We start from the raw sequence: 25,497 nt of genomic DNA on the forward strand, positions 1-25,497 counted from the left end.
TTTATATTTACTTTAGTTTACCTTGAATTGCCGCATTGAATAAGAGTTCTAAGTTGATGTAGGTCTCCTTATCACCCTCTTTACGCTTACAGATCACGCTGTTTCCTTGTAGAGAAGGTTCAGCATAAAGCACCGAGTTATCCATCTCGCTGGGTTGGAGAACATCGAATCGAAACCTTGAAGTAATTGCTTCCGTTGAATCGTTAAGAAGCACTTTTGAGTTGTCCAATATTATGATGTAGTCTAACAGCTGTTCGATGTCGTGCACCTGATGAGTTGATATTATCAATGACGAATCATCAGCCATATTACCTGCAACGACCTTTCGGAAGAGTGTTTTGGATGGGATGTCAAGCCCATTGGTAGGCTCATCCATCAATAGAAGTCGGCACCCAGTGGCAAGTGCGAAACTCATATACACCTTCTTTTTCTGCCCCATGGAGAGCTGCTTCATGTCTACATCTGTAGGCATCTCAAAGTCTTGTAAGCACTTTTCTAAGGTCTGTCTGCTGAAGTTCGGATAGAACTTCTCGTGTACAGCTAAGTAATTCTTGAGACTCATGTCAGGCAAGTTATACTCTTCAGGGACGATGTATATCTCTTGTAACATTGCTGGATAACGCCGTGAAGCGGTGTATCCATCAACAATCACTGTGCCCTTTGAAGGTTTTAATAAGCCTGCAATGAGGTAGAGTAGGGTACTTTTACCCATTCCATTCTTACCTAATAAGCCATAAATACGGCTCTCGTTGAGTTCTAAGTTCAGCCCATCAAACACCTTGTGTTTGCTTCCTGGATAACTGAAAGTGAGTTTGTTAACTTGAATCATAGTTCCTTTTTGTTTTAAGGGGGTTATGTTTTGAATGTCTTTAAATGCTTGTTTTGATTGCATGTAATGGTGTACTACTTTAATAATACACTGCAAATGTAGTTGAAAAAACGGCTCCTTCCAAATGTTTTAATGTTTTTTTGCAAAAAAGGCAAGGCTTTTTTCCATTTGTTCTTATAGATGATTTGGGAAATAAGTACTATCTTTGTGAATTGTAATAACCCTATACCAATACAATAAATAATGATGAAAAGAAACATGTTGATTGCTTGTGGGCTATTGAGCATAGCGTTTTCTCTACAAGCACAAACCAAAGATGGAGGTATTGATAAGCAGATGTTACAGCAGATCCAGAAGTCAGGCTTGACAGCTTCTGACCGTGCTTTATCTAATGCGATAGCCACTAATTCGATTGATGATTTGGCTCGCAACTTCCGCAATGCAGGTCCTATTGATACCTATTTCAGTGTTGAAACGCCTAAACAAAACATTCAGAACCAAAAGAGTTCAGGACGTTGTTGGCTCTTTACGGGGCTTAATGTCTTGCGTTCTAAGTTCGCTCGTGCCCATAAAGACACGTTACATGTAGAGTATTCGCATGTCTATCTCTCCTTTTATGACCAGTTGGAAAAAGCCAACCTAATGCTTCAGAGCGTTATAGATAATGCTAATAAACCTATCGACGACCCACGAGTTCAGTTCTTTTTTAAGAACCCCATCGGGGACGGAGGGACGTTTTGTGGGGTTGCAGACCTCGTGGAGAAGTATGGCTTAGTACCGATGGAAACAATGCCAGAAACGTACTCGGCAGAGAACACCTCACGTATGTCTCGCATCATAGCTTCTAAGTTACGTGAGTTCGGATTGGAGCTTCGTAAGATGGTAGCAGATAAGAAATCGAAAGCGAGCATCAAGTCCCGTAAGACAGAGATGTTAGGTACTATCTATCACATCTTGACGCTTTCTCTTGGTGAACCAGTTAAGTCTTTCAACTACACCTACAAGGATAAGAGCGGTAAACAAGTGGGTAAGGTGAAGACCTATACACCGCAGGAATTCTACAAAGAAACGGTTGGTGGTCCTCTTAACGGTACGTTTATTATGGTGATGAACGACCCTCGTCGACCTTATTATAAGACTTACGAGATTGATTACGACCGCCATACTTACGATGGACATAACTGGAAGTATGTTAATCTCCCTATGGAGGAGATCGATAAAATGGCTATTGCTTCGTTGAAGGATTCGACTAAGATGTACAGTAGTTACGATGTGGGCAAGCAGTTGGATCGCACTCGTGGATACCTCGATACCGATAACTACGATTACGGAACATTGTATGGTACGACCTTCCCTATGAATAAGGCGGATCGCATTGCGACCTTCGATAGTGGTTCAACACATGCCATGACGCTTACAGCAGTTGACCTTGACGAGCAGGGACAACCGAAGAAGTGGAAGGTAGAAAACTCTTGGGGAGCTACTTACGGACAGAATGGTTACTTGATAATGACCAATCCCTGGTTCAATGACTATATGTTCCGACTGGTGGTAGATACGAAGTATGCGCCTGCTAATGTTCTAAAGGCTGCACAAGAGAAGCCTGTTATGGTGGTGCCAGAAGACCCATTGTTCCAGGAGGATATGTAGGTTGTTCTGATAAAATAAAGCCTCCCCAAGCCCCTCCGAAAGGAGGGGATGTCATTAAAGGAACTATGAGGGACAGTACAATAAAGGTACGTGTAAAGTGTAATGAAGCACAGCCTTGTTAGTGATGAACAATAGCTTGTAAATAAAGAAACGCCCTTCTCCATTGGAGAAGGGCGTTTCTTTAATATGAGAAGGGCGTCTCTTTGTTTTAAAGAAAGCCTCTCGTTGATTCTAACCATCATCTACTTCAATAAAAGGTGGTGCATTGAAGTAGGGACAGACGCCCTCGTCCAGAAACCCCACCCAGCCTCCCCTAAGGGGAGGAGTGCCTCATGGGAGTTAATTAGGGAAGAGTTTTGCAGTCCAGAAAGTGCCTTAAAGTGGGGACAGACGCCCTCGTCTGTCCGCATAAGGGAGGTTGCTTGTAATGTAAGGTGGAATGTTGTAGCGGACAGACGAGGGCGTCTGTCCCTACTTAAGAGCCTCACCCCCAGCCCCTCTCCGCATGGAGAGGGGAGTAGATAGTATTGTTTCCCACAGAACAAATAACTTGTTTACTCGTTAACCTGTCAACTCGTCAACTCGAAGTAATCATAATTTTGAATTATGAACTATGAATTTTGAATTAAACTCAGTACCTTATTTGCATGGTTGAATCCAGAAGTGTATAGCCCTATCTACCGCTGGTAACTGGTATTGTGGTAGTGGTTCTTCACCCCAAGAGTTGATTCCTCCGACTCCCATCATATAACCATCTAAGGTAAGATTAGTGTACTCTGAGGTTGGAACTTGGTAACTATGGCGTTGGTGTTTCTCCTTTCCTTCATCCAAGTCACTTATGTTGTAATGTAGCGCACTGGCGTAGAATGGAGCTTCGTCGAAGTACACTTTGAATCCAAATTTATCGTTATCTGTCTGCTTCCACCATCTTATGTCACTCTTTGTACCCGTCTCTTGAGGGCGAATGTAAGGGAAGAATTGCTGATCAGCAGACTGCTCGTAGAGCCCTATATGCTGTGAGTATTTACGATCGGAATAGTTCTCAATAGGTCCACGACCATAGTAAGTGGATTGATCCATGTCGTAAGGTAATTGCATCAACACACCAAAGCGGGGTAGGATAGGAGCCTTCGAACCCTCCTTCATTTGCATTTCCATGCTCACATGAAGAGCTCCGTCTAGTGCTACAGTATATATAAGGTGTAATGTTGCAGCTACATCGGGCATATCATAGACTGCCGTTAGCTGTCTCGTAGCAGGTGCTACTGAAACTTGCTTTAAGTCCATCTTTGGATTATTCCATACCGCTAATCTGTTTTGGAAGTTAGCCCCCATATCGTTGTCAGTTACGGCTCTCCAGAAGTTAGGTTTTAGTGTTCCACCTTCGCCCAAGAGGTTTCTTCCGTTCACTTCATAGCGTGTCAACAGACCCGTCTGACGGCTGAATACAATCTCAAAGTCCTTACTTGTGAAGCTCACCTCACCAGCCTTTACGTTGTCAGAAACCTTAACCTTTGCAGTCGAAACGGGCTCCATCTTGGGCATTGGTTGCCATGGATTCACCTCCATCTGCATGCTTGCTACAGTCTGACCAGCCTCCATGAGCGGTTCAGCCGACTTTAGTTTAAAGTCAATATTCAGTAGTCCTTCACCGTCAAAGTCCTGTCCGTTGATTGGAAGAGTGTAAGTAGCAGACTGCTGCGGTTCTATGTCCAGCGTTTCAATCGTACCCTGTTTCACAACTTTCCCCTCGTCCATCAATGACCATTCCATTCGATAGTTATTGAGGTTACGGAAGAAGTATTCGTTATGAACTTGTATCTTTCCTTGCTTCAAGTCAATCGGTTTCGCCCAAATGTTCTGATACTCGTATGCAAGTTCATAAGCATGTGGATTGTATTGACGATCAGGTCCGATGATACCATTGCAGTTGAAGTTGTTGTCAGAAGGGTCATGCTTGTTGTAATCGCCACCATAGGTATATTCTGTTTCAACATTCGCTTCTTTGGCTAATTGCTCATAGTCTTTTGTAGTGCGAGAAGCGTCGAAATGCGGTGTACGATGTAGACCTTGATCAACGAAGTCCCAGTCAAATCCACCTTGAAACTTAGGATATTTACGAATCAAATCCCAGTATTCTTTGAGGTTACCACCCGAGTTACCCATAGTGTGGTTATACTCACATTGAATCAGAGGACGTGTATAGTTTGGATCTTTAGAATAGGCTTCGCAGTCTTTTGGTGGATAATACATAGGGCAGAAGATGTCCGTTGCGTAGCCCTCTTTCTCCGCCCGTTCATACTGCACAGGACGGCTCTTGTCTTGTGATTTTATCCAATTGTAAGCATCGTCAAAGTTCTTACTATAACAAGTCTCATTACCTAAACTCCATAAGACGATACTAGTATGGTTGAACTTAGTTCCTACATTGTGTTGATTGCGTTCCATTATCTGTTTCGCAAAGAGGGGAGTACCTGATGGAGCGTCTTTAGCGTATCCGAAGCCATGACTCTCTTGGTTAGCTTCAGCTATAACATATAGTCCGTACTCATCACAAAGGTCATACCACAATGGGTCGTCAGGGTAATGACAGGTGCGAACAGCGTTGATGTTAAGACGTTTCATAATCTGGATATCCTGTATCATACGCTCACGTGTAACGAGATAACCGCCATCTGGATCCATTTCGTGTCGGTTAGCACCCTTGAAGAGAATGGGTTGTCCGTTGACAAGAACTTGTGAGTTCTTTATCTCCACCTTACGGAATCCTACCTTGAGGGGTATAGTCTCAATGGCTTTACCAGTCTTGGCATCTTCTACATGAACATAGAGATTATAGAGATAAGGTGTCTCTGCCGTCCACTTCTTTGGGTTTCTTAATTCCATCAAAGCCGTTGCTTGTCCTGCTTTATCAGGTGTTACGACTGTCTTACAGGCAAGGTTATTATCCGTATCCTCCAATACCAAGAAGGCTTTTGTATTGCCTGTAAGCTGAAGGTTGACGCTGAGTGTACCATCCTTGTAGTCATTTACGAGGTCAGGAGTAATACGGATGTCATCCAAGTGTTGCTTAGCATCACGTGCATAAAGGTAACTTTCACGTGCTACACCGCTAAGTCTCCAGAAGTCCTGATCCTCACAATAACTGCCATCCGACCATCTGAAGACTTGAAAAGCGAGCTGGTTTTTACCCTTCTTTAGGTATTTGGTGATGTCAAACTCAGGTCCGATCTTAGAGTCCTCACTATATCCAATAAACTTACCATTGACCCATAAATAGATACAGGAGGTCACCGAACCAAAGTGAGCAATAACTTGTTTGCCCGTCCAGTTGTCTGGTATTGTGATAGTACGGCGATAAGAGCCGACGTGGTTATCCTGAATTGGAACCTCAGGAGGGTTATTCTTGAAGTTACCTCGCCATGCAAAGCCAACGTTCACATACACAGGATCGCCGTAACCATTCATCTCCCAGATACCAGGAACATGTAAGGTCTTCCATTGTGAATCGTCATAATCAGTGCGAAAGAAGTCTGTTGGACGTTGATTAGCATGTTCCACCCAATTAAACTTCCAGTCTCCATCTAATGAGAGATAGTTTGTTGAGGCTTTACGGTCATTCCTCTTCCATGCTGACTCATCGTTAGGTGCGAAAGCAAAGAAGTCCGTGTGCGTTGCAAATCGGTTGACGGCATTTGTTTGTAAATCGTGCCATTCTGTGAAGGTAGGCTCTATCTGTGGCTTTTGAGCATGTAGCCCAGAGACAGACAAACCCATCAATAAAGCTGTAAGGATTATCTTTTCCATGTTGATCAATACTTTAGGTTTCTTTTTATACTGCTCCTTATATGCGTAACACGCATGAGGAAAACACCAACAAAATTAGCAAAAATTCCCTTAACAAGCGTTTTATCTATCAAATTTTATGTATATTTGCTACATAGAACGGCATACATAACATTTATTATCCATAATATGACTAGTCGGTACATCATAGTATGTTCAATTGCTTGTTGCCTTTTGTTGACCCATTCAATAGGGGTAGCACAAGCGCAGAAGGGACATAGAAGCACTCGAAAAGTTCAAACGCAACCTTTATTCCACGTAAATGATACCTTACCAATCGTTGGTTCGATGGCAAAGGTGGGAGCAGAACAAATGAATAAAGGATTGGTAAGTTCGGCACTTGATGCTCTATCAGGTAGGGTCGTGGGTGTTAATATGGTATCTAACGGACAAGACCGAATGGCAATGCTCACAAGTGTGCGTGTCCGTGGTACTACGTCATTAACTGGTGGCAACGACCCACTCGTTATTATTGATGGAGTATCTTCCGACTTAGCCACGCTCTCAACCATCTACCCTGCAGATATTGAGAGTTTCACGGTCTTGAAGAATGCTTCAGAAACATCAAAGTATGGTTCTCGTGGTGCTTCTGGTGTCATTGAAGTGAAGACGAAACGCGGTCATGGAGGTAAGTTCCAGATATATTATGATGGAACTATAGGTTTTGAGTCTGTTTATAAACAACTTCGAATGCTGAATGCAACGGAGTATAGAAATGCTGCAAAAGCATTGGGATTGGTTTATAATGATGGAGGCTTTGATACAGACTTCCAAAAGGAGATTACCAGAACGGGCTTCTTAAATACACATCATATAGCTTTTAGCGGTGGTAGTGATAAGTCGAATTATCGTGCGTCATTAGGTTATATGCGTGGAGAAACCGTTATTAAGAATCGAAGCTACAATAACTTTATAGCCAAGCTAGACATCTCTCAGTTGGCATTTGACGAGAAGTTGAAGATAGACTTTGGTGTCTTCGGCTCGTCTCAACAGGATAATAAGGTCTATGACCTGCACATGCTTGTCTATTCAGCAGCGTCTATGAATCCTACATTAGCCTTTCATAAGGTTGGAGATGGGTGGCAACGCAATAGCAACTCATCGCAGATTGCTGCCCCCGCACCGCTATTGAAGGAGCGTAACGATGAGCGGAATCTAACTTTCAATACCCATTTGCAATTACAATATCAGCTGTCACATGACTTGAAGCTATCGGCTTTGGGCTCTTATTCCTATACATCAACAGAGAATGGGAAGTTCGCTCCTACATGGGTATGGGCACAAGGAAGAGCCTATAGAGGAGAGCGTAAGACGGAGGATTTGTTAGGTAATCTCCAACTTGATTGGAAGCATAGTTGGGACAATCAAGCCCTCTCTGCCACCCTTTTGGGTGAATATCAACAGAGCAAGACAAGGGCTTTCTGGACAGAAGTAAAGGGATTGACTAGTAACCTCTTCGGCTATGATAATCTTAGTGCGGGAGCCGTCCGACCTTATGAGGGAACGGGTAGTAGCTATGCTGATCCGAGTTTAGCATCCGTCATGGGAACACTCTCTTACAATCTTTTGGACCGTTACACATTGAATATGTCTATGCGTGCCGATGGCTCATCAATGGTGGGTAAAGACCACACATGGGGCTTCTTCCCTTCTATTTCAGCATCGTGGGATATGAAGAAAGAGGCTTTCCTGCGTAACATGAGAGCGATTAGTTTGCTTCATCTGAGGGTTGGTTATGGTAGGTCGGGTAACCTTGGAGCTATCAGCTCTTACCTTTCTTTAAAGCAATATACACCTATTGGAGTGGTATCGTATAATGGAACTCCAACCACAACAATGGGTATCTTGCGTAATAGTAACCCCGATCTAAAGTGGGAGGTACGCAGTACTTTCAACGTCGGAACGGATTTGGGCTTCTTTAATAACCGCCTCCTCTTGACCGCCGAATACTATTATTCGAAGACAACAGCCATGCTCTATGAGTATGATGTGCCTGTTCCAGACTTCCCCTTTGATAAGTTATTGGCGAACATAGGCTCTATGTCGAATAGTGGATTTGAGCTTGGTGTGGGCATTGTGCCTATTGCTCGAAAGGATATGGAACTGAACATCAATGTTAACATGGCTTGGCAGAAGAACAAACTGTTGTCCTTGAGCGGTAGTTATAAGGGGCACGAGATGACGGCATCGAAGATTACTCCTATTGGCGCAATGGATGGTGCGGGCTTTCATGGGGGTAATAACCACATCTTGTATCAGATAGTTGGGCAGCCACTGGGAGTTTTCTATCTTCCTCACTGCAAAGGACTCGTTGATAACGGGCATGGACACATGAAGTATGACATCGCTGACTTAGATAACAATGGCACAATAGATCTTAGTGATCATGGTGATCGTTATATTGCAGGACAGGCTACTCCAAAGATGACACTCGGCTCTAATATCAGCTTCAGATATAAGAATATTGATGTAACCTTGCAGATGAACGGAGCCTTCGGGCATAAGATATTCAACGGAACGACGCTCTCATACCTCAATATGTCTAACTTCCCTGATTATAATGTGTTGTCTGTTGCACCAGAGCGGAACATCGTTGACCAGAATGTGAGCGACTATTGGTTGGAGAAGGGAGACTATCTTAACTTCGATTATCTCACCATTGGGTGGAATACTCCTATTAAGAACAAGTACATCCAGTCATTGCGTTTATCATTCAACATCAATAATCTCGCTACTATCACGGGCTACAGTGGATTGACACCAATGATAAATAGTTACGTAGTAGATAACACATTAGGTATTGATGACAAGCGAACTTATCCTCCTTATCGCACCTTCTCGGTGGGACTAAGCCTTAAGTTCTGATGGAAGCTATTAATATTTTAAACCCTTCACAGCATGAGATATATTCCACGTTTATTACTCTTTGCGGCTATCTTTACCTTCTCTAGTTGCTTGAATGAGCACTCTAAAGGGAGTCTGGACGAAGACCAAGTATTCACATCGGCTAAGGATGTGTATGTGAATGCCGTTGCCACGTTATATAATTATATTGGTGGTAATGCCGACAGTCAGGGCTTGCAAGGCACTTATAGGGGCGTTTATGATTACAATACCTTCACTTCTGACGAGGCAATCATCCCTGTTAGAGGGGGTGATTGGTACGATGGTGGCTTTTGGGAGAATCTTTATCTGCATCGTTGGACGGCTGATGACCAGTCGCTCTACGACACATGGAAGTATCTCTACAAGGTGGTTGTGTTCTGTAATGACGCTTTGAGGATTATAGATGAGAAGCGGGATCTGCTCACCGAGAGCCAATACACTTCCTATCAAGCTGAAGTGAGAGCACTAAGAGCATTGTACTATTTCTATATCATGGATATGTTTGGTAACATCCCATTGGCTGCTAACACACTTGACGACATGAAGGTTAGTAAGCAATATAGCCGACCAGAAGCGTTCAAGTTCATTGTCAAAGAGCTACAAGAGGTCGAACCATTATTGCCAAAGGCACATAGTAACTTGGAGGGAGCCTATTATGGGCGTGTCACACAGCCTGTCGCTGACTTCCTGTTGGCTAAGTTAATGCTCAATGCGGAGGTATATACGGATGCTGATTGGACTGACAACCAGCGTCCCAATGGGACTAACATCTTCTTCACCATTGATGGGCAACAGTTGAATGCGTGGCAGGCTTGCCAGTATTATTGTGATAAGATAACGGCAGACGGCTACACGTTAGCAAGCGATTATAGCAGTAACTTCGCCGTACACAATGAGACATCAGTAGAGAATATATTTGTGATTCCGATGAACAAGATACTCTATAAGAATCAATTTCAGTATCTTTTCCGCTCTCGTCACTATGCGCATGGTGGCGCAGTGGGTACTTCCTCAGAGAATGGTGCCTGTGCAACGCTTACTGCTGTGCGTACTTTCGGTTACGGAACGAGCCATGTTGACAAGCGATATACAGTTAATTTATACTCTGACACGGTGCGCGTCGATGGGAAGATTGTACGTCTTGAAGATGGCGAACCGCTAATCTATATGCCGTTGGCTGTTGAGGTGAATTTAACAAATAGTCCGTTTGTTAAGACAGCGGGTGCCCGTATGGCTAAATACGAGGTAGATAGGAACGCATATAACGACGGTAAGAGCCCCGATAACGACATAGTACTCTTCAGATATGCCGATGTGCTTTTAATGAAGGCAGAAGCAAAAGCGCGTAACGGGGAGGTTGCAGATAACGAACTAAATGCTGTTCGCCAACGCAGTGGGATGGGGTATAGGCAAGCTACCCTCGATAACATCCTTGCCGAAAGACTGATGGAACTGATGTGGGAAGGCTGGAGGCGGAACGATCTCATACGCTATGACCTGTTCCATCGGGTGTATGACCAGAAGACAAATAGCACAGGTGAGGCGGATCGGCACACTATCGTGTTCCCCATTCCAACTCGTGTTATGGCATTGAATAAGAGTTTGAAACAGAATAAAGGCTATCGCCAGCCTTTGTCCTAATAGTTTGGTAAGATGGAACCTATTCTATGCGTTCCATCTTACTCCTCATTGCTATATATACTTCCAGTGATACCTTACGACCGCGAAGCGACCGAACGCGTGGCATGTCACGGAAGTATTCGTCGTAAGTGTAATACCAGTTATACTTCTTAATCTCCCTACTTCGACTAATCATATTGGCTACCTTTCTTGCAGCTGACGGCATAACAGAAGAGAGGAAGTACTGCTTGTCAATCGTCTCTAATGCCACCACGAGAAATTTCTTAGGCTTTTGTGCAATGCGAGTAGGAATATCCTTTGTTCGTGTGGATATGGTAATGTGCCTACCGAAACGCTGATTAATGTCAGCCATCATCTGACGGAAGATAACACCATGAGCCGAAGTATCCTTCTGCCCCGTGTAAGCTATATAATAATGTATCATCTCATGGATGAGCACATCATCAATCTCCTCCTTGTTTAACGCATAGTATGTGGAGATGGAAATGGTGTAATCGGAATAAATGGTGCGCCTCCAATGCGTTCGTCGCTTGCATGCCATCTGTCCGAGACGGGTCTTGCCTCTCGACAATTTAAGCGCAGGCAAGGGAAGTTCCCCTTGAAAGATAAGCTGGTTATAGTGTGTGAATGCCTCTTTAAGATAGGCTATTGTGAGGTTTTGCTTCATATTGAATGTGTGACAGTAGTCATTAGTTAGACAGGTTAAATTCTGTATTATAACTGATTCTACACAGCGGTATAATTGAGTATCATACGCATGATATTCGAGTATCACTTGTATGATATTCGAGTATCATGCTGATGATATTCGAGTATCACATAGGTGATACTCAATTATACACCGGCTGTATAATCGATTGTACCCAGCGTGATAATGGATTGTCTTCATCGTGACAATGGATTGTACAGGTGTGTACAAAAGGCTAAGTTATATGTTTCATCGGTTAAAGTGACGTTATATTTCTTGAGAGATGGCTCTTCCGTCCTCTGTTCCTGCTATGTGCTAACGCACGAAGTGAGAGGCGTGAGGGCTGGACGAAGTGGGTAAAAAGCAATCAAGTAAGGACTGACAGTTTCGTTTGTCCTTACTTGATTGGTATTTAAACATCTACATCAGAGATGGTTTATCTATCTTCTTAGCATATAGACAGGGTGTAAAGATAGATCGTTGCGGCGGGTATTGCTAAAAGCGATGAGTCGAATCGGTCGAGTATTCCGCCATGTCCCGGTAGGATATTACCGCTGTCTTTGATGCCGATAGTGCGTTTGAGCAGGCTCTCAACAAGGTCGCCCCATGTTCCAAAGATAACGACAACCAGCCCCAGACCAATCCACTCTGGCATACTGAGGAGGTGAGTGTTATTGCCTGAATTAGCATAATAGCCTATCACGCCAGCGATAATCAGTACGAGGATACCCCCTCCGATACTTCCTTCCCAGCTCTTCTTCGGGCTGATGCGTGGGAAGAGTTTGTGCTTGCCAAAGAGTGAGCCGCTAAGATAAGCACCCGTATCATTTGCCCAAAGGAAGATAAATATGCTCAATGGTAAGAGATAATCGAAGGTTGTCATACCAAAGCCTTTCTGCTGAAAGGCTAACACGCTCATCATTGAGAAGGGGAAGGCAATGTACATCTGACCTAACATTGTGTAAGCCCAACTATGCATTGGATTCTTATTCTGTAGGTAGAGTTCCGCAACGAAGAGATAGATAAGGGTGAGAACATACGGTACGAAGACGATAAAACCAGTCACCATATTCACTTGTAGAGCTGTTACAGCGCAGAAGAAGTAGGCTCCTGCTACGGTAGAGATGAAACGATTGACCTTTACACCGTCTATTTTATTCACCAATCCCGTGTATTCCCACATAGCTGCTCCCGTTATGATGAGGAACAAACACGTGAGTCGTAGTGGGTTGATGATGCTCGTCACCATAATAGCAACGAATACGATTCCAGTGAGGGCACGCACGATTAGGTTCTTAAGTTTATCACTCATGGCGTCTTATTTATTCTGCTGTGTTATTTGATTCGATGTCATCTTCAGCCTTTGTCGCATTGTCGCTGAGTGCTCTCTGCTGTGCCTCATGCTCTGCTTGAGCCTGTTTTACAGCTTCGGGCATATCCTCCAACTTAGGTTGTGACTTAATCTCTTGGTCTAACAACTCCTCTGTGCGACTCACCCAAGGACGCTTTCCGAAGATCGCTTCAACGTCTTCTGCCATGATGACCTCACGCTCTACGAGTAGTTGAGCAAGGCGGTTGTGACCTTCCTTGTGTTCGGTGAGTATCTGCTTAGCACGCTCGTACTGTCCGTTAATCATCTTCAGCACTTCCTCATCGATCATCTTTGCGGTTGTGTCAGAGTATGGCTTCTGGAAGTTGTACTCGTCATTATTGTAATAGCAGATATTTGGCAAGCGGTCGCTCATACCTGCGTAGGCAATCATACCGTATGCACTCTTGGTTGCACGCTCTAAGTCGTTCATCGCACCAGTTGATATATGACCTGTGAAGAGCTCCTCTGCTGCACGACCACCGAGCAATGAGCACATCTCATCCAACATCTGTTCTTTGGTTGTGATAGGACGCTCTTCTGGCAGATACCATGCTGCACCGAGAGCCTGACCACGTGGTACTATGCTCACCTTTACCAATGGGTTGGCGTGTTCGCAGAACCAACTGATTGTGGCGTGACCTGCTTCATGGAGGGCGATAGTGCGCTTCTCTTCGGCAGTCATTACCTTTGTCTTCTTCTCCAAACCACCAATGATTCTGTCAACAGCATCTAGGAAGTCTTGCTTTGCTACCTCCTTGCTGTTGTGGCGGGCTGCGATAAGGGCTGCCTCATTACATACATTGGCAATGTCGGCACCAGAGAATCCTGGCGTCTGGCGTGCTAAGAGGTCGATATCAAGGTTCTTGTCGAGCTTCAAGTTACGCATGTGAACGAGGAAGATGTCCTTACGCTCTGGTAGATCGGGTAGGTCTACGTGAATCTGGCGGTCGAATCGTCCGGCACGAAGCAAAGCCTTATCAAGCATGTCAACGCGGTTGGTTGCTGCGAGAACAATCACACCAGAGTTTGTGCCGAAGCCGTCCATCTCTGTGAGTAGGGCGTTAAGTGTGTTCTCACGTTCGTCATTACCGCCCATTGCAGGGTTCTTTGAACGGGCACGACCAACGGCATCAATCTCATCAATGAAGATGATACAAGGTGACTTCTCCTTAGCTTGGTGGAAGACATCACGTACTCGGCTCGCACCAACACCGACGAACATTTCAACGAAATCGGAACCACTCATAGAGAAGAAGGGTACGCCAGCCTCACCAGCAACAGCCTTTGCTAGCAATGTCTTACCCGTTCCTGGAGGACCAATCAGTAGTGCACCCTTAGGAATTTTACCACCTAGGTCGGTGTATTTCTTTGGGTTCTTCAAGAACTCAACAATCTCTTGTACCTCTTGCTTAGCGCCTGTCTGACCTGCAACATCCTTGAAGGTAATCCCCATTTCGTTAGCTTTCTCATAGAGCTTAGCCTTTGACTTGCCCACACTGAAGACACCGCCGCCACCACCGGCACCGCCTCCCATACGGCGAATAAGGAAGTACCATATTCCAAAGAATACTAACCAAGGGGCTATAGAGATAAGAATATCCATCAAGCCATTTCTCGACTTGTTCTCATAACTATAGCTGGCTATCTTCTTCTGGGCTACAGCTTGATCTAAGAAAGTTTCTACTTTATCTACAGAACCAATCTCAACGTTTACGTATGGAGCCTTACCTACCTGTTGTGTACCTTGTTTGAAGATGTCACGGATGTGGTCTGGACTAACAAACATACGCAAGGTGTTGTCGCTCTTATTAATGACTACCTTCGTACCATAGCCTTTGGCAATATATTGCTTGAATGTTGTGTAATCTCTGTCAACGCCTACGCTGCTTGATAAAAAGCCATTGCCACCAGTAAAGAGTACTACTCCGATGGCAATGATGACCAATACGTACAGCCAGTTCATATTGAACTTAGGCATCTTAGGTATATTGGGATTGTTGTTGGGGGATGAATTGTCCATTGTTGAAGTTTGATTAATTATGAAATAATAAATGGGTGATTAGATGGCTTTATACCTAATCTATGTCTGGTAAGTAAGTCAACTTAGCATCCTCCCATAGGTGTTCTATGTCATAGAAAGCACGTGTCTCTGGAAGAAATACATGGACGATTACATCCACATAGTCTATCGCTACCCATTGATCATTACCAAGTCCTGCACAGTTGACAGGCTTCTCACCAATCGTCTCACGTACATAATCGCTTACCGATTCAGCAATGGCTTCAACTTGTTGGGTTGAGTTACCCTGGCAGATGATGAAGTAGTTACAGATGGTACCATCAATCCCTGATAGATCTGCAATTACTATGCCATGTCCCTTCTTATCTTGGATTCCTTTTGTAATAAGCTCTACTAATCTTTTAGTTTCTTTCATTCAGTCTTGTTATATAATATGAGTTGCAAAGTTAACGCAAATGGCATGAAGTGCAAAATAAATTTAGTTTTATTTATAATTGGTATATACTGCATTGCTAACTCCTGTTGATAGAATGACAACAAACAGTTTATCACGTGTGTCGAAGCCCAACCCTAATATGGAAAAACGCCTTATCACCTTATATATATAATGGTAGGACATAAAAGAAGATGGAATATGCTACTATTGACATATCCCATCTTTCCTTATTCGTTAGTATTTCCTACTATCTTTGCATACAATAAACAATTACTTATTCTCTGCGTCGATAGCCTTTATCTTCTGCTTCACTTCGTTCATATCATCCTTGAGCTTCTCGATACGGCGGTTCATTTCGTCAATGAGACTGTTGCCTTTCTTAGAGCTGATACTCAAGAAACCGAGGTTGTTCTCATAGGTGTTAATCTCCTGTTTGAGCTGTTCGAAGCGGCGCATCAAACGACCACGCTCGTTATCAAGAGCGTCAACACCACGGCTAGCCACCTTTTTCAAGTTGTTACGGAAACTATCTACACGCTTGCGAGATGCCGATATGTGAAGGTCTTTATACAATTTATCGAGTACCTCATGATACTCCTTATACAACTTATCCTTCTCCTTGTAAGGTACATGTCCTACCTTATTATATTCCTCGGTGAGCTGTTGAACCTTCTCCAAGATGCCTTCTTCGGTCTTATCAAACAATTCCTTTAGTAGAGCAATAATCTCCTTCTTCTTTCCAAGGTTCTCACGTTCCTCACTATGTGCCCCTGCATGTACTGCGTTACGCGCCTCGAAGAAGTGGTTACAAGCTGTTAGGAAGTCGTTCCAAAGCTGATCACCGATTTTCTTAGGTACCATGCCTATCGTTTTCCACTCCTTTTGCAATGCGATGAGCTTATCGGATGTAGCCTTCCAATCGGTAGAATCGGTCAGAGCCTGTGCCTTTTCAACGAGTGCTTTCTTCTTCTCTGCGTTCTCAGCAAACTGTGCTTTCAACTGTTTGAAGAACTCGCCTTTACGTGTAAAGAAGTCATCACAAGCCGCACGGAAGCGCTCGAAAATCTTTACGTTCATCTTCTGTGGAGCAAAGCCAATCGTCTTCCACTCCTGTTGAAGAGCGATAATCTCTTTTGTATGTTTCTCCCAATCGGATGACGTTTTATTCTCTTGTTTGATGATCTCTTCAATCTTCTCGCATAGAGCAGTCTTCTTTGTAAGGTTCTCCTCTTCGCTATTGCGGATAGCTTCAAAGTGCTGTTGGTGACGCTTGTTGATAATAGTGCTTGCTGCTTTAAAGCGTGCCCAAATCTGTTCGCGAAGTTCTTTTGCAACTGGTCCCGTCTCGCGATACTCTTGATGAAGTTCTTGTAACTGATGGAAAGCACTGATGACATCCTTCTCTTCTGTCAACTTCTCTGCTGCTTCACACAGCTTCGTTTTCTTCTCAAGATTCTTCTTGAAATCGTATTCACGTGCTTCGCGATTCAGATTCAACAAGTCGTAGAACTGCTCAACATAGAGTTGATAGTTGCGCCATAGCTCGTTAGCCTTCTCTGCAGGAACCATTTTGATCTCTTTCCATTCCTGTTGTAAGGTCTTCAAAACTGGGAAGTTCTTGTTTGCCTCATCAGGAGTTGTAACCATCGCTTTGATCTTCTCAATGATAGCCTCCTTCTTCTTGAGGTTCTTCTGCTTCTCTTCTTCGAGTGCAAGGAATGCCTTTTGGCGTTTCTCCTTAATGATGGTCATCTCCGCCTTAAATACCTCCTCGTCCTCATCTGGGAATACCTGATACTTATTTGGATCGCCACCATTCTCTATATAAGCCCTCTGCTGTGCTTCACGTTCAGCGAGGTGTAGCTTATAGAATACAGTTTTCAGATGGTCAACCTCAGCTTTCTCGGGGGTATCGTCACTATCAACAATAGCCTTAAGGCGCTCTATGATTTCCTTCTTTGTGCTATATGTCTTCGCAGTATTGGCTTCCGCTTCGCACTTAGATTGTGTTTCAGTTGGCTGATTTAGGTCTTCATCTGTGACTTCATTCTGCTCTGCTGGAGCTTTAGCTACAGTTTCTTCAGACAACTTTACTTCTTCTGTACCCTGATTCAGGGCATTTTCTTGAGAGTCCATCATTCCACTTTTTGTTTGTGATTCGGGTTTTCCGCAAATTAGATAACAAATAACTCAATTAATATAGGGCATTCGTTACCATGTTATAGAATATCAAGTGCAAACTTAGATAAAATCTCTGAATGTACCTAATAATTATCTTGTTTTTTCGTACTTAACCTCTAAAGTAAACGTTTACGGCGTAAAATCCACCATGAAGCAGCGGAAACTACAACGGATAAGAGCATCGCTATGGGGAAACCCCATGTACTTCTTTCCATACCGTTAATAAGGTTCATACCAAAGAGGGAGGATATTAACGTTGGCAACATCATGACTATTGACACCGAAGTAAGTGTACGCATCACGGTGTTCATGTTGTTGTTAATAATGCTAGAATACGTGTCCATCGTTGATTCCAAGATGTCTGAATAGATACTAGTAGTCTCTCTCGCCTGTGACATCTCGATGTTTACATCCTCGATAAGGTCGGCATCCAACTCATCAACTTGTAGCTTGAATTTTAGCTTAGCAAGTAGGTTCTCGTTGCCACGAATGGATGTAATGAAATAGGTGAGAGAGTCTTGTAGCCTACTCAAACCTATCAAACTCTCATTATCAACACCCTTATCAAGATTGCGTTTAGCCTTCTCGATGAGTGTATTAATCTGCTTGAGTCGTTTCAAGTACCATACTGCCGATGATAGAAAGAGACGGAAGATTAAGTCCACATAGTCGGTGAATCCAGCATTTCTCTTCTGCTGATAACTAACAAAGTCGAGCATCATATTGGTCTCGAAGTTACATACAGTGATGGTCACATCTCGTTTATGTATAATACCTAAAGGAACGGTTGTGTATGGTGTTCGCGACCGTATTTCTTTAACGTAGGGGATACGTAAGATGATAAGCATCCAACCGTCATCATACTCATAACGGGCACGCTCATCTGTATCGCTGATATCCGATAGGAAGTAATCAGGGATATGATATGTATCTTCCAGTTCTTGCTGATCTTGCTCTGTTGGGCAGGTTACTTGAATCCAACAATTAGGTTGCCATTCCTTAATGGGACTCAAGGTTCTATTGATATTCCAATATGTTTTCATTTGCTAATCTCCATGTTTAATAAGTGTGGGGATTAGCAATCTCGTTGCAATCCTCACGCTTATTGATTGAAAGTTTTCGCGTGATAATCGTCCATTTAATAATTACGTATTGGTTTTGCGACTGCAAATTTAGGAAAAAATAATGGTTAGAACAAACAAACGAATAAGTTTTTAAGGTTAGTGGAGTGCGGTTGGTGTAAATGAGCAGACGCCTTTCTTACCTCGAAGAGAGGCTTTCCTTTATGCCAAGAGACGCCCTCTTTATATGCAAGAAAGGCTCTCCTTGTTTTCCATCTATCGAAGTCTCTTGTTTTATAGTCTGTTACCTCTAACAGAATTGATGCTTATGATGTCTCCTTATAGTACTCTTTAAAGAGTTAATTAACATTAAATAATTATCTAATCGCTTGCGTTCTTACTTTTAATTATCTATCTTACAAGCGGTAATTAATTATGTCTAACAATACTAAATAACTCTTTTAATTATGAAGAAACAAATCACTTGGATGTGTATCCTATTATGTTCTCTATTGTTCATAGCCTGTGAGAAAGCTGTAATTGACAACCCTGATGGAAAGAAGAAGTCGGACAAGGAGCGGCATAGAGTTACTCGCGTTGTAAGGATTCATCCAACCGAACTGAGCATGGAAACATCGGATGAGCCTTTACTTAGTAAGTCTTCTTGTACGTTATCGAGGGTAGGTGGCAAGCAAAAAGAGGGTAAGGTGAAGCTCTATGCATTGAATATTTACGAGCAAAAAGCGGGTTCTACCGTATATGAGAAGTATGCTTATGGTTTGTTCTCCGATGCCGATAAGATGGCAATAAGGATGTTTGAAGACAATAGCTATAGGATAGAATGTTTGGAGGTAGTGGAAGGTGACGACCATATATATAATAAGGACGGAGCTTATCTGGCACCTTTCTTGCACGGAGCAGACCTCCCAACGAAAGTAACCAATAAGTTTGTAATGTCGAAGAAGGACAACTTGGGGAATATTCAAAAGGGTGAAACGAATCTCTCGGAAACTAAGACAATACGTTATCCAAGGGTTATGAAGTTCTATGGAACACTGGAAGATATTCATCCGAAAGCCTCCGATGCGCTCACGATAGACATGCGGCGAGCTGTATTTGGGCTCCTTTTTAAGATTACACCACCAGAGGAAGGAACGTTAGAGATTAGTTATCTCGGTTGGAAGTTAAGCCGGAAAAGCTCTCAGTCTGTCTATAATGATGGCAGTATTTATGCCTTTAGTGATATAGTTGAAGCCTGTAAAGACGGTTATCAAGAGGTAGTTCCTTTTGATATAAAGTGGACTAAGGCAGATGGAACTATCGTACAGGAACAAAAGAATCTGACCTTGAAACGGAATGTGAAAACCATGGTGGAGATTGCTATTGAGGGACCGAAAGCCCATGGACTTAGCTTTCGTGAAGAGAATGTAGCCATGACTGAAGAGCATGTGGATTGGCATGTTGTGAAATAGGTCACGCTCTTTTTATTAGCAGAGCATGGCAGCCAATGCCTTAATCTCCGCACGTGCGGGTTTCCCCGTGGCAGTTTGTGGGATATTAGCAGTGTGGAGAATGAGGCGTGGTTGCCAGTACTTAGGGAGAATGCGTTGGCAGATCGCACTGACCGCATTGGTATCTTCGTCTGTAGTGAGTAGTACAACAAGCTCGCCAAACTTCTCGTCTCTTATGCTCGTAATGGCATATTCCATTGTAAGATGAGCTTTCAAGGCACGTTCTACTTTCTCTATTTGTATCTTGATACCGCCCGAATCAATCACATTATCGCGTCTCCCGAGGATGCGGAAACGCATTCGATCGCCCTTTCCGCTCGGTGATTTCATCTTTTGGAGTTCGGCTCTATCATTCGTTACCAAGGGCTGCGAACATACCGCTGGGGCGTTGATAACCAGACAATCATCCGTATTTAAACTCACTTCCACACTATCGAATGGTTCGTACCAATCGCTTGCTGAATCTCCATTCAAGCGTCGTAAAGCGATGTGAGAGAGCGTTTCAGTCATTCCGTATGTACTCCACACTGCATGAGGGAAGTCTTTTAATGCTTCGGCGAGATGGTCATCTATGGCTCCACCTCCGATGATTAATTGTTTAATCTTGCGTAGTCTCTCTCGTTCTTGAAGCACTTGTAGGGAGTTATAAACTTGCAGTGGAACCATAGCTGCAAATGTTATCTCTTCATGAAGGGCGTTGGCTTGGCGGAGAGAATCGTCAGAGAGTGGATGACCAGAGGGCTTTACGTTGATTAATCGTAAGTTTCTTTCAATACTCCTAACTACTACCATCTTACCCGCAATATAGTCCAGAGGCATGCAAAGGAGTGCTGTGTCACCAGCTTTCAATCGAAGGAAATCACAGGTGATGTGTGCTGAGTTCAACATTCGAGACTTCTCCACCCATAGTGGTTTAGGCTTCCCTGTCGATCCACTGGTATGCACTAACACCCTCGTGTCAGCGTTATTCCATTCTGTAAGAAACTCTTCTATCGTCATTGCTGTTCGTTGATTGATTCCCTAATCGTTATTGTTTCACCCAGAGTTGATCACCTTTAATCGTTAGAGGCATGGGTATATTATCCGAGAACAAAAGACCTGTTCCAAGTCCCTGAGGCATTGTTATGTGAGGTCCGTATAAGTCGGCTGTAAGCTGCGCAATGCTGTTTAACCCCACATTACTTTCTAGTGCGGAGGTGATCCAAGAGGCTATTCCCCGTTCATTAGCCATCTTCACCCATTCGCGCACACCTGCCATACCCCCATGCAAACTAGGTTTTAGAACAATATATTGCGGTCGGATGGTGTCGAGGAGTTGCTCTTTTTCGTTATAGTTATTCACTCCGATGAGTTCTTCATCTAGTGCGATTGCAAGTGGAGAGAGGTCACATAGCTGTGCCATTTCTGCCCATTGATGCTGTCGGATAGGCTGTTCTATGGAGTGGATATCGTATTGTGCCAATGCTTCCAAGCGTTCCATGGCATTTTCAGGGGTGAATGCTCCGTTTGCATCGACGCGTAGTTCTATTTGAGCGCGTGTGAAGGACTGTCGGATGTGACGGATAAGTTCAATCTCTTTAGCGAAGTCTATTGCCCCAATCTTTAGCTTCACACAGTGATAGCCAGCCTTTAGTTTCTCTTCTAAACGCTGATACATCTCATCGAAGGAACCCATCCAAACGAGTCCGTTGATGGTGATACCCTCCTTACCAGCACCAAAGTTTGTGTGGAAGAAGTCGATACTTCCGTTTGCATCAAGCTGTGCCTTTGCTGTTTCCAAGCCAAAGAGCATAGACGGATAAGGCCTCATCGCATTAGTGTTAATGCTTCCCGTATGGCAAAAGTCATCACAGAAAGTTCGTAATTTACGCTCATATTCATCATCTGGCATGGCATCGCAGGATAAATCAGGGAGTGTGGCACATTCCCCAACGCCTATTACTCCAGGCTTATTCGTGTCTGATAGCGTAATGTAAAAGCTCTTCCTCGTTGTGTAAATGCCCCTCGATGTCCCTGCAGGGGTGATGAAGTGGAGGGTGCGGGAGGATATTTTTATTTCGTACATAGTAATTCCTTTTATTTTTTGTTTCTATATTCAATCCTCGCTCTTGCCATCTGTTCGCGTATTCCACCATGCTTTATAAAATCATCTTTGATATAGTCTAAATACCTTCTAAGTATTACATCTTCTTGATGAAGCAAAGTGATAGCAATGTTAGCTATGGTTTCATCTGTGCGTATTTGGATGGCATTACGATAAAAAGAAGACTCATTATGTTTGGAACATACGCGCCGCGTAATGATAGCATTCTTATCATCTGCATCCCATTTGGTAAGGTTTCGGACACGAAGATAGTCTTCATAATCAATTAATAGCTCCTGTAGACTGGCACGAGCAACGTTTATTAGTTTTATTTCTGTCTCTGCGGAGGTCGTTGAGGCAGCACATCCTTCTGCGATATTCTGCTTTCCTGATCGGGCAGCCTGTATCATTTGGTCTATCGTTCTGTCCCCTCTATTCAAAAAGTGGTGGGCAAAGTAATAGGTGATATCATATATACATTCGGCTTTCTGATAAGCGATTAGGTTGCGATAATTGCCTTTTTGTGGTAAGAAAGGTGTCTCCATGAGTGTTTGTGGGCTATTGATAATAATGTTTCCGTTGGGTTATTGGGCTTATAGGGCTAATAAGTCTAATTGGGCAATCAGTCTCTATAGTCCTTATTAAGTAAACTATTTTATTAGCCTCATTGGTCTTTAATTAGCCCAATGAGGCTAATTATCAATTAAGGAAACTGTGGGTACTTATCGAAATCGGGTTTACGTTTCTCCAAGAAAGCCTTTCCGCCTTCTTGAGCCTCATCTAGTGTGTAATAGAGCATAGTGGCATCCCCGGCCAGTTCTTGTATACCTGCTTGACCGTCCAACTCGGCATTTAGACCTGCTTTTATCATGCGTAAGGCTAACGGGGAACGCTCCATCATGGTGTTAGCCCAGTCTACACACTCGTCTTCTAACTGTTCGAAGGGTACGACCTTATTGACTAATCCCATGCGTTCTACCTCTATTGCAGAGTATTGACGGCACAAGAACCATATCTCTCTAGCCTTCTTCTGCCCCACAATACGGGCTAGATACGAAGCACCGAAACCGGCATCGAAGGATCCAACCTTTGGCCCTGTCTGTCCGAAGATGGCGTTATCCGAAGCGATGGAGAGGTCACATACCACTTGAAGTACATGTCCGCCACCAATGGCATAACCATTTACCATGGCGATAACAGGCTTTGGTAAGCGACGAATCTGCATCTGTAAATCAAGGACATTAAGGCGTGGAACACCATCACCTCCTACATATCCACCCCTTCCTTTAACGTGCATGTCGCCCCCAGAACAGAATGCTTTATCACCCTCACCAGTAAGTATGACCACTCGAATATCAAGTGCTTCGCGACAGTAGTTGAATGCTTGTGACATCTCCCAGACCGTCTTTGGCGTGAAAGCATTGCGATAGCGAGGTCGGTTAATGGTAACTTTTGCGATATGATTAAACTCTTCGAAGCGTATTTCCTCAAACTTGAAGCCCTCGATGGGTTTCCATTCTCTTTTGCTCATAAGGCTTTTCTTTTATTTTGGAGTTTTATTTTAAAATGATAATTAGTTGTTTTCTCTTGGCTAGGAAAAGGCTTTGTAATAGTCTTCCATTGCTTGTGCATCCTCTTCGGGGTTAGTGAAAACCTCCAAGAGAACAGGTCCTTCCTCAGCATTGAAGAAGTCCTTTAGGCGTTCCGATAACTCTTCTGCATTGTGTGCAGCCATGTATTCGATGTCATGGGCTTGACAGATGGCTTCAGCGGAAGTATTATGATGTGCTGCAATTATATCATCTCGGAATGGAGAAGAGCCTAATCCGTGTAATTGATGGAATATTCCTCCACCTCCATTGTTGAGTAGTAAGATCCCAAGATTTGGTGATAAGCATTGGTTCCAAAGTGCATTTTGATCGTAAAAAAAGCTCAAGTCACCGATAACACAGTACACATCCTCTTCTTCCTGATGTGCAATAGCATATCCAACAGCCGTTGACAGCGAGCCTTCTATGCCATTCACGCCACGATTCACATAGATGTATTGATCAGAGAAGATGTTTCCCAATCGTATAGCAGAGCTATTCCCATAGAAAAACTCACCATCAATACCTTCTTTACGGATGGTCTCGTGGAAAGTTTTAACGGTTAGTAATTGTGAAAAACGGGGTTGTATCTTCTTTCGAATGGCGTAGGCTTCATTGAAAGCGTTGTTCCATTGCGTCACAAAAGGTTTCTCTCTCATGTCATCCACTTCGTTAGCAAGGATACCAATCATCTCTGTCTGCGAACATTGAATGATATCCGTTAGGTGCATGAAGGTATCACAACAAGCCCCACTCTCGTTTACAACGATAGAAACCTGTGGTTGGCACTTTCGTAAAAACTGCTTCAATCGTTTGCTAACCAGTGTCCCTCCTATATATATAAGGTGGTCGGGACGATAAGACTCATCGTTACCTATCCTTATCAATGCCTCATCAATGGGGAGAGCAGGGCTAATACTATCATCTGCCAACTTCTCTTGAATGACCACGGCAGTGCTTTTCAACACCTCAAGAGCCTCCATTGTCTCCCCAACAACCTCAGGAGTCATCTGTCCAAGAACAATCATTGGACGCTCACTTTGCAGTAGTTCTGCTGCCAGTTCATAGCTAACAGTATTATCAGAAACGGATTCGTGCAAGGTGATTTGTCGCTCGTTAGGGAGGTTGGGAACATCATATTCAAAAAGAGGTTCACTAATAGGAACATTGATGTGTACGGGTCCGAACCCTTGAGATAAGGCTGCATTGAGAGCCTCATTGACCAATCTATTGCAATACCAACGTTCCTCTTCGTTGTGCGGTTCTGGTAGTGTCACACTCTTACGGACGTTTGGTTCTAAAGCACCATGCTGTTGTAATGTTTGACCATTTTGTTGATTGATCCATTGTGCAGGTCTGTCTCCGGAGATAATCACCAACGGGCGTTTCTGATAAAAGGCTTCTGCCACAGCAGGAGCCACGTTTAATAGTGCCGAGCCAGAGGTTACACAAAGTGCAACGGGCTCATTATCTGCTAATGACATACCTAATGCAACGAAGCCAGCCGACCGCTCATCCGTTACAGGAAAACACTCAATATCAGGGCAAGTACATAGGTTATGCACGATAGGAGAGTTACGTGAACCGGGGCAGACAACGGCCTTTGATATTCCAAACTTCACCAGTAAGGCGGTTAATATATTAACGTTCTCCTTGCTACTATACATTATCAATAAATTGTATTGAGGGTTAGTTGATTCTCTT

The 25,497-nt window shown here is 43.6% G+C and carries 17 protein-coding genes; 4 read left to right on the plus strand and 13 right to left on the minus strand.

The window, feature by feature from the left end; genetic code table 11:
• Positions 1-7: 7 nt before the first annotated feature.
• Entirely contained in the window at positions 8-829 is an 822-nt protein-coding gene (locus tag D464_RS0105950; protein WP_024985693.1) for an ABC transporter ATP-binding protein, read from the minus strand.
• A 246-nt stretch (positions 830-1,075) separates the two neighbouring features.
• Here D464_RS0105950 and D464_RS0105960 point away from each other — a divergent pair, with 246 nt between their 5' ends.
• A complete protein-coding gene (locus D464_RS0105960; protein WP_024985692.1) occupies positions 1,076-2,479 on the plus strand; it encodes a C1 family peptidase in 1,404 nt (467 codons plus the stop codon).
• A gap of 639 nt (positions 2,480-3,118) precedes the next feature.
• Here D464_RS0105960 and D464_RS0105965 read toward each other — a convergent pair.
• Positions 3,119-6,286: a glycoside hydrolase family 2 TIM barrel-domain containing protein gene (locus D464_RS0105965; RefSeq protein ID WP_024985691.1), complete on the minus strand. Its 3,168-nt coding sequence runs from the start codon at positions 6,284-6,286 to the stop codon at positions 3,119-3,121.
• 168 nt (positions 6,287-6,454) lie between these two features.
• On the opposite strand from D464_RS0105965, the gene D464_RS0105970 reads away from it, so the two are divergent.
• Entirely contained in the window at positions 6,455-9,190 is a 2,736-nt protein-coding gene (locus D464_RS0105970) for a SusC/RagA family TonB-linked outer membrane protein (RefSeq protein ID WP_018910591.1), read from the plus strand.
• Positions 9,191-9,223: 33 nt separating this feature from the next.
• Entirely contained in the window at positions 9,224-10,852 is a 1,629-nt protein-coding gene (locus tag D464_RS0105975) for a RagB/SusD family nutrient uptake outer membrane protein (protein ID WP_018910592.1), read from the plus strand.
• Between the two features lie 19 nt (positions 10,853-10,871).
• On the opposite strand, the gene D464_RS0105980 is transcribed toward D464_RS0105975, so the two are convergent.
• From D464_RS0105980 to D464_RS0106005, 6 genes are all read right to left on the minus strand, one after another.
• Positions 10,872-11,519: a SprT-like domain-containing protein gene (locus D464_RS0105980; RefSeq protein ID WP_018910593.1), complete on the minus strand. Its 648-nt coding sequence runs from the start codon at positions 11,517-11,519 to the stop codon at positions 10,872-10,874.
• 469 nt (positions 11,520-11,988) lie between these two features.
• A complete protein-coding gene (locus D464_RS0105985) occupies positions 11,989-12,852 on the minus strand; it encodes a phosphatidate cytidylyltransferase (RefSeq protein WP_018910594.1) in 864 nt (287 codons plus the stop codon).
• A 10-nt stretch (positions 12,853-12,862) separates the two neighbouring features.
• The gene (ftsH, locus tag D464_RS0105990) at positions 12,863-14,932 is read right to left on the minus strand and encodes an ATP-dependent zinc metalloprotease FtsH (protein WP_018910595.1); all 2,070 of its coding nucleotides are present in this window, start codon (positions 14,930-14,932) and stop codon (positions 12,863-12,865) included.
• Positions 14,933-14,987: 55 nt separating this feature from the next.
• Positions 14,988-15,347, minus strand: coding sequence for a ribosome silencing factor (gene rsfS / locus D464_RS0105995; protein ID WP_018910596.1), 360 nt, complete (start codon positions 15,345-15,347; stop codon positions 14,988-14,990).
• A 291-nt stretch (positions 15,348-15,638) separates the two neighbouring features.
• Positions 15,639-17,507 carry a DUF349 domain-containing protein gene (locus D464_RS0106000; RefSeq protein WP_018910597.1) on the minus strand — a complete coding sequence of 623 codons (1,869 nt, stop codon included), beginning with the start codon at positions 17,505-17,507 and terminating at the stop codon, positions 15,639-15,641.
• 158 nt (positions 17,508-17,665) lie between these two features.
• Entirely contained in the window at positions 17,666-18,592 is a 927-nt protein-coding gene (locus D464_RS0106005; RefSeq protein ID WP_004382418.1) for a magnesium transporter CorA family protein, read from the minus strand.
• 485 nt (positions 18,593-19,077) lie between these two features.
• Between D464_RS0106005 and D464_RS0106010 the strand changes: the two genes are divergently transcribed.
• Entirely contained in the window at positions 19,078-20,082 is a 1,005-nt protein-coding gene (locus D464_RS0106010; protein WP_018910598.1) for a hypothetical protein, read from the plus strand.
• 15 nt (positions 20,083-20,097) lie between these two features.
• On the opposite strand, the gene D464_RS0106015 is transcribed toward D464_RS0106010, so the two are convergent.
• The 5 genes from D464_RS0106015 to menD form a co-directional block, all read right to left on the minus strand.
• Positions 20,098-21,120, minus strand: coding sequence for an AMP-binding protein (locus tag D464_RS0106015; RefSeq protein ID WP_018910599.1), 1,023 nt, complete (start codon positions 21,118-21,120; stop codon positions 20,098-20,100).
• Between the two features lie 28 nt (positions 21,121-21,148).
• Entirely contained in the window at positions 21,149-22,186 is a 1,038-nt protein-coding gene (gene menC, locus D464_RS0106020; RefSeq protein WP_018910600.1) for an o-succinylbenzoate synthase, read from the minus strand.
• A gap of 11 nt (positions 22,187-22,197) precedes the next feature.
• Positions 22,198-22,749: a four helix bundle suffix domain-containing protein gene (locus tag D464_RS0106025; RefSeq protein ID WP_018910601.1), complete on the minus strand. Its 552-nt coding sequence runs from the start codon at positions 22,747-22,749 to the stop codon at positions 22,198-22,200.
• A 158-nt stretch (positions 22,750-22,907) separates the two neighbouring features.
• A complete protein-coding gene (menB, locus tag D464_RS0106030) occupies positions 22,908-23,735 on the minus strand; it encodes a 1,4-dihydroxy-2-naphthoyl-CoA synthase (RefSeq protein WP_018910602.1) in 828 nt (275 codons plus the stop codon).
• Positions 23,736-23,795: 60 nt separating this feature from the next.
• Positions 23,796-25,460, minus strand: coding sequence for a 2-succinyl-5-enolpyruvyl-6-hydroxy-3-cyclohexene-1-carboxylic-acid synthase (gene menD, locus D464_RS0106035; protein ID WP_018910603.1), 1,665 nt, complete (start codon positions 25,458-25,460; stop codon positions 23,796-23,798).
• Positions 25,461-25,497: the final 37 nt, after the last annotated feature.

This window comes from Prevotella veroralis DSM 19559 = JCM 6290 (assembly GCF_000377625.1).
In the GTDB taxonomy this organism is placed as follows: domain Bacteria; phylum Bacteroidota; class Bacteroidia; order Bacteroidales; family Bacteroidaceae; genus Prevotella; species Prevotella veroralis.